This window comes from Streptomyces violaceorubidus (assembly GCF_000717995.1).
In the GTDB taxonomy this organism is placed as follows: Bacteria; Actinomycetota; Actinomycetes; order Streptomycetales; family Streptomycetaceae; genus Streptomyces; species Streptomyces violaceorubidus.
On the sequence record NZ_JODM01000024.1, the window covers coordinates 59,225 to 72,720 of the forward strand.

19 protein-coding genes are annotated in these 13,496 nt (G+C 68.3%); 14 read left to right on the top strand and 5 right to left on the bottom strand.

Going from position 1 to position 13,496, the window contains the following annotated elements; genetic code table 11:
- Positions 1–12: 12 nt before the first annotated feature.
- The 3 genes from IE94_RS40015 (at position 13) to IE94_RS41240 (ending at position 1,807) form a co-directional block, all read left to right on the top strand.
- On the top strand, positions 13–252 hold the full coding sequence (locus IE94_RS40015) for a hypothetical protein (RefSeq protein WP_157849387.1): 240 nt from the start codon (positions 13–15) through the stop codon (positions 250–252).
- Entirely contained in the window at positions 249–1,352 is a 1,104-nt protein-coding gene (locus tag IE94_RS0124620; protein ID WP_030188211.1) for a tyrosine-type recombinase/integrase, read from the top strand. The genes IE94_RS40015 and IE94_RS0124620 overlap by 4 nt, the downstream gene beginning before the upstream one ends.
- Before the next feature lie 209 nt (positions 1,353–1,561).
- Positions 1,562–1,807, top strand: a complete 246-nt coding sequence (locus IE94_RS41240; RefSeq protein WP_037923487.1) for an endonuclease domain-containing protein — start codon at positions 1,562–1,564, stop codon at positions 1,805–1,807.
- Here the strand turns inward: IE94_RS41240 and IE94_RS0124625 are convergent.
- The 5 genes from IE94_RS0124625 to IE94_RS0124640 form a co-directional block, all read right to left on the bottom strand.
- Positions 1,800–2,024: a hypothetical protein gene (locus IE94_RS0124625; protein WP_030188213.1), complete on the bottom strand. Its 225-nt coding sequence runs from the start codon at positions 2,022–2,024 to the stop codon at positions 1,800–1,802. The two genes, IE94_RS41240 and IE94_RS0124625, sit on opposite strands and share 8 nt — an antisense overlap.
- Positions 2,025–2,062: 38 nt before the next feature.
- On the bottom strand, positions 2,063–2,914 hold the full coding sequence (locus IE94_RS0124630) for a site-specific integrase (protein ID WP_030188215.1): 852 nt from the start codon (positions 2,912–2,914) through the stop codon (positions 2,063–2,065).
- 282 nt (positions 2,915–3,196) lie between these two features.
- Positions 3,197–3,388 (bottom strand): DUF6011 domain-containing protein, encoded by a 192-nt coding sequence (locus tag IE94_RS0124635; RefSeq protein ID WP_030188217.1) that lies wholly within the window; start codon positions 3,386–3,388, stop codon positions 3,197–3,199.
- A gap of 17 nt (positions 3,389–3,405) precedes the next feature.
- On the bottom strand, positions 3,406–4,323 hold the full coding sequence (locus tag IE94_RS40020) for a GIY-YIG nuclease family protein (protein WP_157849388.1): 918 nt from the start codon (positions 4,321–4,323) through the stop codon (positions 3,406–3,408).
- 124 nt (positions 4,324–4,447) lie between these two features.
- Positions 4,448–4,786: a hypothetical protein gene (locus tag IE94_RS0124640; RefSeq protein WP_030188219.1), complete on the bottom strand. Its 339-nt coding sequence runs from the start codon at positions 4,784–4,786 to the stop codon at positions 4,448–4,450.
- Positions 4,787–5,015: 229 nt separating this feature from the next.
- Here IE94_RS0124640 and IE94_RS0124645 point away from each other — a divergent pair, with 229 nt between their 5' ends.
- The 11 genes from IE94_RS0124645 to IE94_RS0124700 all read left to right on the top strand — a co-directional run bounded on the left by IE94_RS0124645 (position 5,016) and on the right by IE94_RS0124700 (position 13,474).
- Positions 5,016–5,810: a hypothetical protein gene (locus IE94_RS0124645; RefSeq protein WP_030188221.1), complete on the top strand. Its 795-nt coding sequence runs from the start codon at positions 5,016–5,018 to the stop codon at positions 5,808–5,810.
- Between the two features lie 87 nt (positions 5,811–5,897).
- On the top strand, positions 5,898–6,725 hold the full coding sequence (locus tag IE94_RS0124650) for a Rad52/Rad22 family DNA repair protein (protein WP_051777668.1): 828 nt from the start codon (positions 5,898–5,900) through the stop codon (positions 6,723–6,725).
- A complete protein-coding gene (locus IE94_RS0124655) occupies positions 6,722–7,147 on the top strand; it encodes a hypothetical protein (protein ID WP_030188226.1) in 426 nt (141 codons plus the stop codon). The genes IE94_RS0124650 and IE94_RS0124655 overlap by 4 nt, the downstream gene beginning before the upstream one ends.
- A gap of 411 nt (positions 7,148–7,558) precedes the next feature.
- Positions 7,559–7,840 (top strand): hypothetical protein, encoded by a 282-nt coding sequence (locus tag IE94_RS40460; protein WP_167343975.1) that lies wholly within the window; start codon positions 7,559–7,561, stop codon positions 7,838–7,840.
- A gap of 161 nt (positions 7,841–8,001) precedes the next feature.
- Complete coding sequence (locus IE94_RS0124670; RefSeq protein WP_167343976.1) at positions 8,002–8,721, top strand: WhiB family transcriptional regulator; 720 nt, start codon at positions 8,002–8,004, stop codon at positions 8,719–8,721.
- Positions 8,718–9,143, top strand: coding sequence for a hypothetical protein (locus IE94_RS0124675; protein ID WP_030188237.1), 426 nt, complete (start codon positions 8,718–8,720; stop codon positions 9,141–9,143). Before IE94_RS0124670 ends, IE94_RS0124675 begins: the two co-directional genes overlap by 4 nt.
- A 372-nt stretch (positions 9,144–9,515) precedes the next feature.
- Positions 9,516–9,986, top strand: a complete 471-nt coding sequence (locus tag IE94_RS0124680) for a hypothetical protein (RefSeq protein WP_030188240.1) — start codon at positions 9,516–9,518, stop codon at positions 9,984–9,986.
- Entirely contained in the window at positions 9,983–10,402 is a 420-nt protein-coding gene (locus IE94_RS0124685; protein WP_030188242.1) for a hypothetical protein, read from the top strand. The genes IE94_RS0124680 and IE94_RS0124685 overlap by 4 nt, the downstream gene beginning before the upstream one ends.
- A 332-nt stretch (positions 10,403–10,734) precedes the next feature.
- A complete protein-coding gene (locus IE94_RS0124690; RefSeq protein WP_157849389.1) occupies positions 10,735–12,021 on the top strand; it encodes a helix-turn-helix domain-containing protein in 1,287 nt (428 codons plus the stop codon).
- A gap of 11 nt (positions 12,022–12,032) precedes the next feature.
- Positions 12,033–12,692 carry a hypothetical protein gene (locus IE94_RS0124695; RefSeq protein WP_030188248.1) on the top strand — a complete coding sequence of 220 codons (660 nt, stop codon included), beginning with the start codon at positions 12,033–12,035 and terminating at the stop codon, positions 12,690–12,692.
- Positions 12,689–13,474 (top strand): DciA family protein, encoded by a 786-nt coding sequence (locus IE94_RS0124700; RefSeq protein WP_037923456.1) that lies wholly within the window; start codon positions 12,689–12,691, stop codon positions 13,472–13,474. Before IE94_RS0124695 ends, IE94_RS0124700 begins: the two co-directional genes overlap by 4 nt.
- The last annotated feature ends 22 nt before the right edge of the window (positions 13,475–13,496 follow it).

The following is a 13,496-nucleotide window of genomic DNA, read 5'->3' on the forward strand; positions in this document are numbered from 1 at the left end:
TAGACTCAGATCATGACGGCTGAAGATGACGAGGCAACCGGACGCCTACTCGTAGCCGCCGCGCTGCACGACGGAATGCAGCACGATGCAGCTACAGCAGAAGCGGCACAGTGGCTCGCCAAGGACTGGGAACGCACTGGCCGCATCGAAGGTTCGATGTACGCAGTCGTCATGGGCTATGCACTCAAGCACGCCACCCCCGACGAACAAGAAGCGCTGCGCCGCTGGTTCACGGAGTTGACGGCACGATGACCCAACACACCGTCACCGCCCGGCCCCGCGCCGAACTCGCCACACCTGGCAGCGCGGAAGAGGCCCTGTACTGGCTGCGCGACACCCTCGGCACCGTCGCACGCCGCGACCCACGCACCCGCCGCCTCGGCCCACGCCGCTACCGCCTCGAACTCCTTGCCGAAGTCTGCGACCGCGACACCTTCCTCCTCATCACCTCCTGGCTTGGCTCCGAAGCCGTCCCCGCGGTCACGTCCAAGCAGGCCTACGCCGACGACGTCTGTCTCTGGGCCGACGTCGCCCGGGAGTTGGGCGGCCACGAACGCTTCCACGTCGGCGCCATCACGCCCGGCATCATCGAGACCTGGACCAAGACACAGAAGGCCCAGGGCAAGGCGCCCCGCACTATCAACCGACGCCTGTCCGTCCTCACCGCCCTCACCCAGTACGCGGCATGGAAGACGAAGGAGACCATCGCCTCACCGGTCACCAAATACGACCGGCCACGCGTCGATCCCCGCGACGAGACCACCGCCACCCCCATCCTCGAAGTCCCAGAGTTCCAGGCCGTCGTCAACGCCGCCCAAACCCCGCGCCAGGCCCTCGTGCCCGTCCTCATCTACACCCTCGCCGGCCGCGTCACCGAGTGCTGCACCGCCCAGCTAGAGCACCTTAAGAAGACGGGCGGGAAGCGCCGACTGGACCTGTCCCGCAAAGGCGGGAAGGGCCGCGTCTGGCCGCTCCCAAACCGGCTGTGCGACCTCATCGACGTGGCCACCGCTGGCCGCGATAGCGGGACGCTGCTCCTGACCGACGATGACCGTCCCATGGACCGTCACGCCGTCGACCGCCTCCTCAACCGCCTTGGCGAGGAAGCCGGAGTTCTCCCCGGCCGGGACCTCACACCGCACGTCCTGCGTGCCTCCAAGCTCACCCACATGCACGACGCCGGCCATCCAGTAGAGGAGATTCAGGAGTACGCCGACCACGCCGCTATCGAGACGACGCTGCGGTACATCCGACGCCGCGACGACGCCGCCCGCAAGGCCAAGCACGCTGCGGCCGCAGCCGCCGTCTACGACCACTTGGTAGACCGGTTCGTCAACAGGGGAGGAATATGAAGACGCCAGCCTGTTGGGCATGGCCAGCAGATCGGCCGGGAGAAGACGACGTCACTCGGAGATTCTGGGAAGGCATCGACACTACCGGCTACAGTGCCAGCGTTCTTGATCTCTTGGAGGAGGTAGCCGCCGCCCAGTGTGACGACGAGGGGACGCTCCGGACCTGGCAGGCCGGCCGATGTGCCATCTGCGGGGAGACAGACCGGACCATGGTCTGCGATCACGACCACGAAACCGGATTGGTACGCGGCTGGCTGTGCGTCTCATGCAACACCCGAGAAGGTGTTGCCGTAGGCGTACCTGGAACGGTCATGGCGGCATATCGTCAGCGGCCGCCCACCGCCATTCTTGGGCTGACGATTCGGTACCGCGATCCCTTCGCGCGCCGGTATGCAGATCCGGAACCGGTCCGTAAGGATGGCTGGGACGACAGCTCCAGCGCGGACCTCACGTAGCGGTAGGCCTGCGGGTCGGCTCCTGCCCCCACCGGATCTTCTCGGCGGTTTCCTTCTCGTCCACCAGGAGCCGGCCGTCTCCGAAGCAGTCGTCGCAGCGGCCCCAGCCGAGAGTGGGCTCGCCGTCCTCGTCGTCGGGCGGCTGGATGACTTGCACGGAGCCTTCACCGTCGCATTCGTCGCACGTGAACTCGTACTCGCCCTCGACCAGCGTCATCGTGGCGCCCCTCCCCGGTGTGTGGGCTGTGATCCTACTCAGCCTGCGGGCGTGTCCCAGAATCCGGTGTGGGCGATGACGTCTGCGGTGACGGGTGGGGTGCGTTGGGCGAGGAGGGGGTTGGTGGCGCAGATCTGCTGGATGAGCATGTTGGGGTAGCGGGAGGCAATGGGCCGGCCGCCTTGCCCGAGGATCAGCGCGTGGACGCCGTCGGCGGGGCGGGGTCGTTTGGGCAGGTAGTGGTGGAGGGCGGCTGCGGTGAGGGGTTCGAGGGTGTGCTTTGTGCCGACGTTCTCGAAGTCGTCGGGGGTGCGGACGGTCCAGGTGCCTTCGGCGGTGTTCTCGTACAGGTGTCGCATGTCGAGGCGGACGATTTCGCCGGGGCGCAGGCCTTCCAGGAGGAGGTAGCCGATCAGGCGGTCGCGGAGGTAGTGGCGGGCTTGGTCGGGGCCCCAGCCTCCGAGGCAGGTGAAGAAGGTGACGCGTTCCATGGGGGTGAGGCGTCGGGGTGGTTCGGCGTCGCGGTCGACTCCGGAGCGCAGCAGGTTGAGTTCGGGGAGCTGGCGGATGACGCCGGTGTCGCGGGCGGCGGTGTAGTAGCCGGTGAGTGCGGTGATGCGTCGGTCGTGGGATTTCGCGACGTCGGGGTGGTGGTGGGCGAGCCAGGCGAGGGTGTCGGGTCCGTCGAGGGGCCGGCCGTCGAGGGCCCAGGCGAGGTGCCGGTCCTGTGCCCAGCGGGCCACGTTCTCGAGGCCGAAGTCGTAGGGGTTGACGCGACAGTCGTGGCACCAGTCGAGCCAGGAGGTGACCTCGCGGCGGTACTCGATGGCGGTGGAGGGGCGGAGGGTGCCGCCGGTGAGCCAGGTGTCGAGGAGTGCGCGGGGTTCCATGCCCCTTAGTGTGCCCGTACCACGCCTCAGATCAAGATCTATACAAAACCTCGGGACCCTCCACCCACTTGGTGGCGGCTTGGGTATGTGGCGCGGTGCGGGGCGGAGATCGCGCGCTGCTTCTCCTGGTGGGTGGGGTGGCCGAGGTTTTGTACAGGTTGCCGATCTTGGGTTCGGGGCGGGCCTGCGGACCTTCTCCGAGGCTGCACGAATCACGCTACGGGCTGGACGGACAACCGTTCCCCCTGCACAACGGCGGCGTGTCAGCGTTCGGACGTTGGCCTACAGGCCGGGTATCGGCTCCTGATCCACGTCGTGCCGGTCGTAGCCGTGACGCGGTTCGGGATCGCATTCCGGGCCGAGGCGCCGGCTGCGCGAGACCTCGTCCGTCAACTCTCGGTGGCATTCGCGGCACCAGATGCGGGTACGGTCGCCGGGGTCGATGAGCAGCGTCTCCTGCCGGTCACGGGCCATGACTTCAGTTTCCTTACTCAGTCTTGGAGTGATCCCCAGCGGGCGCGGCAGGGCGAGCGACGGCAGCGGTCAAGGCTGGGCACCGTGAACATAGGGGAGAGCCCGCCTGCCCCTGATTCAAGCGCCTTGTCCTGGATGCAAGCGGCTACAGCAGCCCTTCGGCTGGACCAGGTCCCAGTGACGGCTGCGTGCACGAGGGAACGTCGGTTGGATCGCACGATACGACCGCCGAGGAGTGCTCCGTCTTGTGTGAGCGTTCGGACAGTCTGGTGCACCACGGTCTCCGCGAGGTAGGAGTTCAGCTCCACACACTGGCCTATGGGCGGCGCTGCGCTGCCAAGCGAAGGGATGCTCGACGTGGCACGCAACTCGTTGATGTAAGCGATCAGGTCAGGCGTCGGATGGAACCACTCGCGGCTCCGTGCTGATGCGCGGGCATGCTTGAACCGGCGCTGCAAATGGCGTTCACGGTCGATACCGCCAGGCTCAGTTGCCAGAGCTTCTGCATGCAGGGCGGTCATCCTCAGGCGAAGGTTCGTCGTCTTGCCGATCTTGATGAGCTTTTCCCGGCGGGCGAAGTAGACGAGTGGGGCATGTCGTCCGTACTGCGGATCCGGTTGGAGTCTGTCCCCGTACTTGCGGGTCCAGGTCGAGACGGACTTGGTCAGGTCTTCCTCCAGTTCGCGGACCTTGGCTGCTCCGGCGGTATGGGCCAGCAGAGTCGCCGCTTCTTCCTCGTGGTCGGCGCAGAAGCGCAGTGGCTCCTTTGTGGTGGCAAGCATGCGGCAGTCGTCGAAGGCACAGATTCGAGTGGTGACGGATACCGCGATGACCTGGACGCGGGCGCCGCATCCACAGCGGAAGGCGTTGCGGCCGGCGCGTCCGTACGGGTTCATGGATCTGCTGCATCCGCATCTGACGGTGAACTGCTGCATGGTTTCGTGTTCTCCCAGTTCAGAGACAGGGGTAGCGCGGTGACGAGTTCCGGAGTTAAGATTCGGGGGCGCGATTCGAGTCATCACCCAGGCCACCAACCTCTGTTGGTGGCCTTCGTCGTTCCTAGGCGGCGAGGGCGAGCTTGGCGGCGCAGGCCTTGTACTCGGCGCGGCGGGGCCGGTAGATGACGGCAATGGCTGCGACCTGGGCCGGTGTGTAGCGGGTGCAGGTGCGGGCCTGGCCCTTGCGGTAGGCGGTGCCGGTGACGCCCTGCACGCCAGCCTTGGTGGCGTTCTTGCGGAGGCTGCTGGCGACGGTGCGGGCTTGGCTGGGGGTGAGGCCGGCGGCGAGGCAGTGGGTGGTGAGGGAGCCAACGCCGCGGCGGTTAATGCGGGTGGCGGCGCGCTGGCTGCGGGTCCGGTTGCGGAGGGTCTGGCGGGCCTGGCGGCTGCGTGCGTTCACGGTGGGCTCCCCCTTGGTTGGTGCGGTGCACTCAACATACCTGGAAAGGCATTGCCAGGCAACGTCTAAGGCGGATACAGTAGGGATTGTTGGGGCGCCGCCCCGGCAGTCATCCCGAATGGGCATGGCACCCCTATGCAGAATGGAGGACACTGTGGTGGCAAACGCCCCCACCACGCGCCCGCCCAACCGTCGAGACGGGCGGCGCCCTTCGAGAGGACACCACCTCGTGTCTGGTTCGACCCGTGACCTCCTCAACGCCGCCGCCGGCCAGCTGAAGAAGGACGGCCACCACGACTACGCGTCGGCGGTGGAGTCCGTACTCGCCCCGGACGGCTGGAAGCATCTGAGGGACACCTCCGGACAGGGCGTTGCCACGCCGCTGTCCGTCACGATGGATTCGGAACTGAAGAGCGCCATTGAAGACGCGCTGTCCGAGTTCGGATGGTCGAAGCGTGCTCTGGCAGAGCAGGCGTACGAGAAGGTGCTGGCCGGTGAGTGGCTGCCGGAGAAGGTCGGCCGTCGTCGCACGCGCGGTAAGAAGGCCGTGTGGCAGGTTGACGTGGACGCCAGCCTGCGGCGCCGGGTCCAGGCGGAGCTTGGCCGTCTGACGGAGGAGGCCGGCTACCGGATCAGTGAGGGCGGCATCATCGTCGCCTGGGTCTGTGAGGAGCTGGGCGTGGACCGGGGGACCGGTTCGGCGATGGTTCTTCAGATGCCGGTCCAGTTGCGTGACCACTTTGCTGCGGCCCGGGACCGGGGCGTGGATCTGGATGCGCTGGTGGACGGGCGTGTGCGGGCGTTGGTGGACGGTTCGTGGGAGTTGCCGCGTCCGTCGAAGGCGCCGAAGGGTACGTGGGCGTCTGATGACTGGGGCAAGTTGTCGCTGCGTATCGACAATTCCTTGCGTGATGCGCTGCACGAGATGGCGCCGCGTCTGTCGGATGAGCTTGGTATCCGCGTGTATCCGGGGACGATCGTCCGGCAGATTCTGACGCTTGAGCTGGGTCAGCCGGCCGAGTAGCATTTGGGCGGGGCCGGCCTGGACGCCGACAACCGGGCCGGATACCCGCCGGATCTCATCACTGCACAACCTCATAGGAGAGACCTCATGGCGCAAGCCGTTGAGGCCCCCGCCGGGACGATGGCGGAGGGCCCCACCTCGCACACCCAAAACCAGGCTGCACTCTTCTCCCCGTACCAGCTGCGGATGCTCCACGGCGGTATCCACGCCAACCGGGTCCGCATGCTCCGCGGCATGGCCCACCTCGAAGCGTGGGACGTCCGCCGCCAGCTCATCCGTGTCTTCGGGTTCGGCGGGTTCTCCATCGACACCGTCAGTCTGGACCTGGTCTCCGAGCGGGAGACAAAGAACGGTGAGCGGTCGAAGTGGACCATCGTGTACCGAGCGCAGGTTCGTCTGACGCTGTACACCCCCGACGGTCGGAAGATCACGCACTTCGAGGACGCGGCTGCGGGTGACGCCATCAACCAGCCGTCCATCGGTGACGCGCACGACCTGGCGATGAAGACGGCGGTGTCGCAGGCGCTGAAGCGGTGCGCGGTGAACCTCGGGGACCAGTTCGGTCTGTCGCTGTACAACAACGGGTCGTCGGATCCGGTGGTGCACTTCTCGGCTGCGCATCCGCCGCAGGAGTGGAAGCCGGTGGAGCCGCCCGCGCCGGAGCCGGAGGATCCGCCGGTGCAGCCGGAGCCGCAGGCTGCGAGCGTGGTCTCGGAGGCTGTCGCGGAGCCGACGGCGGCTCAGGACCGGGACTACCTGCACGAGGCGCACGAGGCGTCGGATGCGGCCACAGTGCGCCGTATCTGGCAGGCGGCGCGGGCGGACGGTGCAGTCGAGGAGTACCTAGCGCAGATCGCCGAGGTGGGTAAGGGGAAGGCCGCGCAGGGCGGCGACACGGAGAGGAGCGCCGCATGAACGGGGTCCGGGTCGGTGTCGCACCGCGCGAGCGGCTGTACGCGTCGACCACCGACACCTTCGACCCGGACCAGGACCTGGACTTCATCGCCATTGAGTACGCCCTGAATGGTGAGAGGGTCCGGCTCACGACCGCGGAGAAGATTTACGCTGCGCGGATCCTGGACGGTCGGAATGTGGTCGTGAAGGAGATCGGCCGGCGGGTCGGCGCGGACTCGTCCACCGTGTTGGGGTGGAAGGAGAACGGCTGGAAGCCGGGGAAGCACCCGAAGACGCGTAGCCGGGTTCCGCGGCCTGAGCCGAAGTGTGGGGAGCCGCGCATGTATCGCCGGCATCTGAAGGCTGGCGAGCGCTGCGACGTCTGTCGTGCAGCCAACGCTGCTGCTGATCGTCGCTACCGGCTCACGGGTAGCCGCAAGTAGTTCGTGGGGCCGCCGTCGTGCGGGCTCTTGGAGGCGTGACCTCCCTGAAGTCCCCGTCTTGGGGCATCGCATCACCCATCCCGTTCCGGCGGCTGCCGGTTGGAGGTTCCTCATGCCTGTTTCCGTGTGGTGGCTGCTGGGTCTGCTGTTCGTGTCGGCGGTAGGGACGTGGTGGGTGGTGTGGCGTGAGCGGCGCCGTCCGTCGTCGTATCGCCGTCGGTGGGAGGCGGAGATGGCCGAGTGGCGGTCGCTACCCACTGAGGTGCAGGCCGCGCACGACAACGCGGTTCTGGACGCTGCGGAGGCTGCGGAGAACGCGGCCTTAGCGCGGCCAGCGGCCTGGTCCTGATCTGTCCGTCCCTTCCCCTGTTGTTGGAGGTGAGCGCTTTGGGTGCTCGGGCTTGTGTGTGCGTGGCGGCCGTCGTGGTGCTCACCGCGGCGGCCGCCGCCGTTGTGGTGGTGCGGCGTCGGGAGGCCAGGTTGCGGTGTCGGGCGGTGTCGGCGGAGTTGATGGCCGGCTGCGCGCACCGGGACAGCGAGGCGCTGCGGGTGCAGTTGGAGGGGTTCCGCCGTCGGCTGGATCGGGAGATCGCGGAGGCGTCGGTGTTGTCGGCGGCTGGGTTGGTGGTGGATGAGGCGTGGGCGTCGGCTCCGTCGCGAATAGATCCGTCCTCGGAGGGAGGAACGCTGTGACGAGTTCGAGGGTGTTGAGGCAGGCGTGGGAGGACCACCCGCACTACAGGTACCGCGGGTGCGCGGAGGACCAGGACGTACGGGGCCGTGCGGCGGGCGACGTCTCGTTGTCGCTGGACGCGTGGCACGGGGACGACCGGGACGGGTCGGAGCCGCAGCGGGTGCGTGAGGCCCGGCAGGCTGCCGCAGTCGAGGTGTGTCTGAACTGCCCGGTGATGGTGCAGTGCGACGCCTACGCCAACTCGGTGGTGGTGGAGGACGGGCAGGCTCGTCTGGCGGAGCCGGCGGGTGTGTGGGGTGCCCGGACGGGGCTGGAGCGGCATCGGGCGTTCATCAAGCACCGGCATGAGGTGGCGGTGCCGGCGCCGCGGCGGCTGGTGTTGACGGGGCAGCGGGAGGCGGTGCTGTTGGCGCTGGCCGGTCACTGGGATCCGGGGGCGGTGGCGTCGGCGGCTGGGGTGGATGTGCGGACGGCGAATTGGCAGCGTCGTCGTCTGGTGACGATGCTGGCGCTGCCGCAGGCGGTGTCGCGTCGGGAGCTGCTGGCGGCCGCTGTCGCTCAGGGGCTGCTGGACGCGGACGTGGTGGTGGGGGATGACGGCAGCGTGCCTGCGGTGCCGCCTCCGCCTGCCCCGTCCCGGGCCGCGTCTGGTGGCTCGGGCGGCACGGCGGCCGGGGCGGTGCCGCCTGTGGAGGCGCCCGCCGTCCTTCGGGGACGTGTCCGGGGTCGCCCTCGTCGTCCTGGTGCTGCCCGCCGGCGCGTCACTCTCGGGCCGCCGGTCCCTGTAGGCCCTGGGCAGCTGTCGATGTTCGAGGTGCCCCAGCCGTCTGCCCCTGTTGTTCCCCTGCACCGTTCTGAGCCGTTGGAGGCCGCAGCATGACCGAGACCACCCCTGCCCCTGTCCCGTCCGCCTCCGACGACGACGCGGCGTTCGAGACGATGCGCACGGACGCGGTGAACGCCGGCCGGGCGATGTCGTCGGGCGAGTTCCTGGCGGGGCTGATCGCCAACGGGCAGTTGGAGACGGCGGGCCGTCCGGAGAAGCTGGCGCGGGACATGTGGCCGGACGCGGATCCGGCGCTGGTGCAGGCGGTGTGGGACCGGGCTCTCGCAGTCGGGTTCCACGCCGGGCGGGTGTCGGCTGCGCCGCGCATGTTCCGGGACCAGCTGGACCGCCTGGCGGGCGTGTTCGCGGCGGCGGGGTTTCATGCGATGGGTGGTCTGGTGTCGCGGTCGCGGCGGCTGGTGGTTCCGGAGGCACCGTCGCATCCGGCGGACGGCGAGGCGGGGCACGGGCACTGACGGCGGGTCACATCCGGTGTGACTTGTCGGACTAGAGACACAGGGGAAGGGACTGGGACAGGTGGCAGGTTCAACCGGTAGCATGTGGTACACGTCAGACGTTCAGTCAGTTGCGAGGCTGGATGGCAGGCGTCACCAAACTGAAAAGTCGGAAGCCCCCGCTGCCACCTTGGTGGCAGTCCCGGTTTGCGAAGCCGGGACGCGAGGGCTGACGGCACTCACCGTTGCTGAGACGAATGAAGGTGCCGACGTGGCAAAGAGTACCCGGGGTCGTTCCCCCGAAGACAGGTCACCCCGAAGTTTCTGCGTATCCGGCGTGAAGATCACACCGCCGATGCAGCCGGGCCCTGTCCCTTCTACCCGCACAGTCGCATGACCGCCCAGGCGGTATACCGCCTGCTCTGCGACGCGCCTCACTGCTTGGCGTCTGAACTCGTCGAGGATCTCCGGCAGGTACCCGACGGCTGGCGGAAGCTGAAGTCCACCGACCACATCGCCGTCCCGCCCCGGCAGCTTGCCTTCGAGCGGCGCCGACCTCGCACCCTGACCTACAGCGAGCAATGCCGTGGAGAGTTCACCCTCCACCTCTGCCCTGAACACCCGAACGTCTTCGACGCCCACCTGCCACGCACCGACGGCATCTACACCCGTCCCGGTCGGGACAGTCAGGCATACGCGTCGTGCTCCTGCGGCATGAAGTACGTCCTGTGCCGCACCGGCTGGAGGATCGCCGGAGGCGACGGCCGCGGCCCGGCTTCCCACACGGAGAACGCATGGTGGCGGCATCTCCCGGCCGAACTCCAGTGGTACGCCACTCGCGACGCTGGGCAGGTGGAGCGATGAGCCCCGACGACCTCTCCCTCGCCGACCTGCGTAGCGAACTCCACCGGCTGGTCGCCGTTGCCGACAGTGCGGAGCGCCCCAAGCCCACCCGCATCAACCCCGCCGACCACTCCATGCCCGGCTACGAATGGGACCTGCGCGAGCAGGACCACCCGTACACCAAGCGGCAGTACGTGTGGGTCATAAGGGCCATCGACGACCAGGACACGGCCGACGGCATGGTCCACGTGTCCACGCCGGAGTCGATGTTCCCCGGCGAAGACTTCGTCCCCATGTACGCGTCGGACGCCCGCCGCCTCGCAATGGCGTTGCTGGCCGCAGCCGACCGTGCCGACTCCGTCAGTCAGGGCGTTACCAGTCTGGTCGCCTGGCGGACGGCCAAGAGCGATCCACCTGAGAGGAAGCAGATGACGTAGCGAGTAGCTGAGGCGGGAGGTTCCTGGGCCCCTTGGCGGGGGCTCATCCTCTACCGCCTGGCCGCTGGTGTTGGCGCACCGTGCGCGGCCTCGTACCACGGCTCGAAGTTGGCGCTTCGAGCTAAGGCTCCGGATTCCCGGAGCGAACTACAGGTTCTGACCGAACCAGACCACCGAAGCCGGGGCCCTTTTGTGCTCCCGGCGCAACCGGAAGCAGGTCCATAGTGCCTCAGCGCACCCCTTCTTGTCAGCTTGGCGCTTCCCGCACGCCCGAAACGCGAGGAACATCCCCCCGCACGGTCGACACCCAGTGCCCCGAAACCCGACTCCCCGTGGCCCCCCCGCACCAGTGGCTGCACGCCACGACAGGCCGTATCGCACCCGACCCGCACTCCTGGATGACCTCCGTCCACTGGATGACCGACCACGCCACCAAGGGCCACTACAAGCCCACCGCCAAGGGCTCCCCGAAGTGGGGGCCCACCACGGTCGCCGTTGCTCAGGAGATCGCCGCACTCAAGGAGTGCCGACCCGGCGTCGACTACCTCGCCCGGAAACTCCGCGTGTCCGAGAGGACCGTCCAGTACCACCTCGGCATGCTCCGCGAGACCGGACTCCTCGTGTACCGCAGCAAGGGCACCCGCATCCGCGGCGGAGGCAACCAGGCGTCCGTGTACGAGCGGACCATCCCCGTCGTCTTTGACGAGGCCCTCGGTATCCGCACCGTCGGCGAAGGGGTGCAACGCCGTCCCGTCGGCGCCTCACCGGAGCACCGGAAGACCCTCGGGAAGCTCGCCAAGAAGGCCGCCCGGAAGGTCCGCCGGCCCCGCCGCCGGACCCCTGTTTCGGCCGGTACCCGTTGCACCCCAATGGGGGTGGGTACTTCTGCGGCTTCTTCTGCGGCTAGTACCTACTCTCCCTCTGAGAGCAAGCTCGCAAGCGGGGAAGGCAAGTCCCCCACCCCCAAGTCGTCGAAGCGCGGACCGCGCACCCTGAACCGCGTCGGCCGCCGCTACCAGCTCGCCCGAGAAGCCATCACCGTCATTCCGTGGCTGCACGGCGCCTCCACCCCCCGCATCGCCTGGATCCTCAAGGACTTCGCCGACAACGGCTGGACTGTCCGCGAGGTCCAGGCCGTCGCCGAGAACATCCCCATGCCCACCCACGGCGTCCGACGCCCCTCCGGAATGCTCGCTGACCGCCTCCGCGGCAAGGCCGACATGACCGCCACGATGCGCGCCGCCTACGTGACCATGTGGGAAGAGTCCCGGACCGCCGCCAAGGACCGGCACGCCGACTACGAGGCTGCCCCCGCCGGCCCCCAGAGCCTCGCCGCCCGTCGGGCGATGGACGAGGCATTCGCCGCCATCCGCGACCGGCTCGCTCCCCAGATGCCCGAGGTGGAGTTGTCGCCGCTCGGCTCCATCGACGACCTCACTCGGCAGGAAGTCCTCGACCTCCGTCACGAGGCCGCCAAGAACCCCGACGTGATCCTCGACATGATCCAGGTCCTCGGGGAGCGAGACGCCCGCCGCCTGTACACGAACCGGGTCGTCGACCAGACCCTCGCCCTCGAGCGCATCAACGCCCGCCGCGACACCTACGCCCCCGCCTTCTGAGGAGACCCACCATGCCCCGCAGCAAACTCGACCAGTCGTACCCGCGCGTCCTCCGCGCCCACACCAGGACCAATCCCGCACCCGAGTCGATCCAGTTGGAGTTCCCTGTGCCCCAGGAAGACACGTACAGGGGAAGCCAAGAATCTGTCCGGTGCGTCAACGTCGTGCGCGACCTGGCCGATTACGTCCCGAGCGCAACCAAGGCAACCAAGCCTGCTTCATCTGCATCGACCGTCCACCGGAACCAGCTCCGACGTCTTGCCATCGGACGAATACAGAGGCTCGCCGCCACCGACGACTGGGGGCACAGGCCGGATCCTGATCCCGTCCACGACGCAGACCACAGAACGTCCATGAGCGACGCACGAATCGCGCTCAACGTTGTTCGCGGCATCACCCTTGCCGACATCGACCCCACTACTGGATACGACGTGTCTCGACAGGCGTACGAGAGAAGCCGGATCGAGTGGCGTAAGCGCATAGCGCAGCAGGGTTGGGACATTTTCACGGCCACTCAGTACGCCAAGGTGCGAGCAAGGTGGGAGGCGCGCCACCCGGAGTGGGTCGTGGATGACGACTGGCTGGAGGGACTCGCCGGAGTGGAGGCAGCGCGACGGGAACTGGATGTGGCGCGGGAGCGCATCCGAGTTGTCGTTGAGGGGGCCCAGTGACCGAGCAGGCTTCCGGTGCAGACCTGGCCCGCATGGCGCTCGCCGCCGCCCGCGCCAACGCCAAATCCAACCCCGCACCCGCCAGAAAGACCCGCCGCGGACCCCGACCCGCCCGCGGCGAAGGACGCGACCCCCAAGGACTCGGCACCATCCTCGGACGCCTCCAGACCGAACAAGGCTGGGACGCCGGACTCAACGGCGGCAACCTCCTCGACCAATGGGCCACCATCGCCCCCACCGAGTTGGCCGCAACCGTCCAAGCCGTCGCCTACGACCCCGACCGCGGCATCCTCGAACTCCGCCCCACCAGCCCCGCCTACGCCACCCAGATACGCCTCTTCCAGCAGCAGCTAGTCACCCACCTCAACCGGCAGCTGGGCAAGCCCGCCGTCCGCACCATCCGCGTCCTCGCCCCAGGCGCCGACCACAAGCCCACGGACGGCGCCCTCGAGCCGGAGACGGCCGCCACGCCAGCCGGGCCCGTGAAGATCCGCGACACCGCCCACCCCGGCTACCAGGCCACGCTCGCCCTCGCCCTCCAACACCGCGGCAGCCACCAGCGCACCGACCCCTACGAGGAGCAGGCCCGCGCCCGACAGGAAGCCGCGTTGCGCGCCGGCCGGCAGCACGAGACCGAACACCGCGACGGCGTGTGGGAACTCGACCGGCTCGAGACTGCCCGCGTTGACCAGGCGGAAGCCGTCCGCCAAGCCGCCATCGCCCGAGCCCGCCAGGAGAAAGCAGGTGGCACCATGCCCCGCAAAGCCTTCGACGCCGCCTAACACCCCCGCCACGGAGCACCAC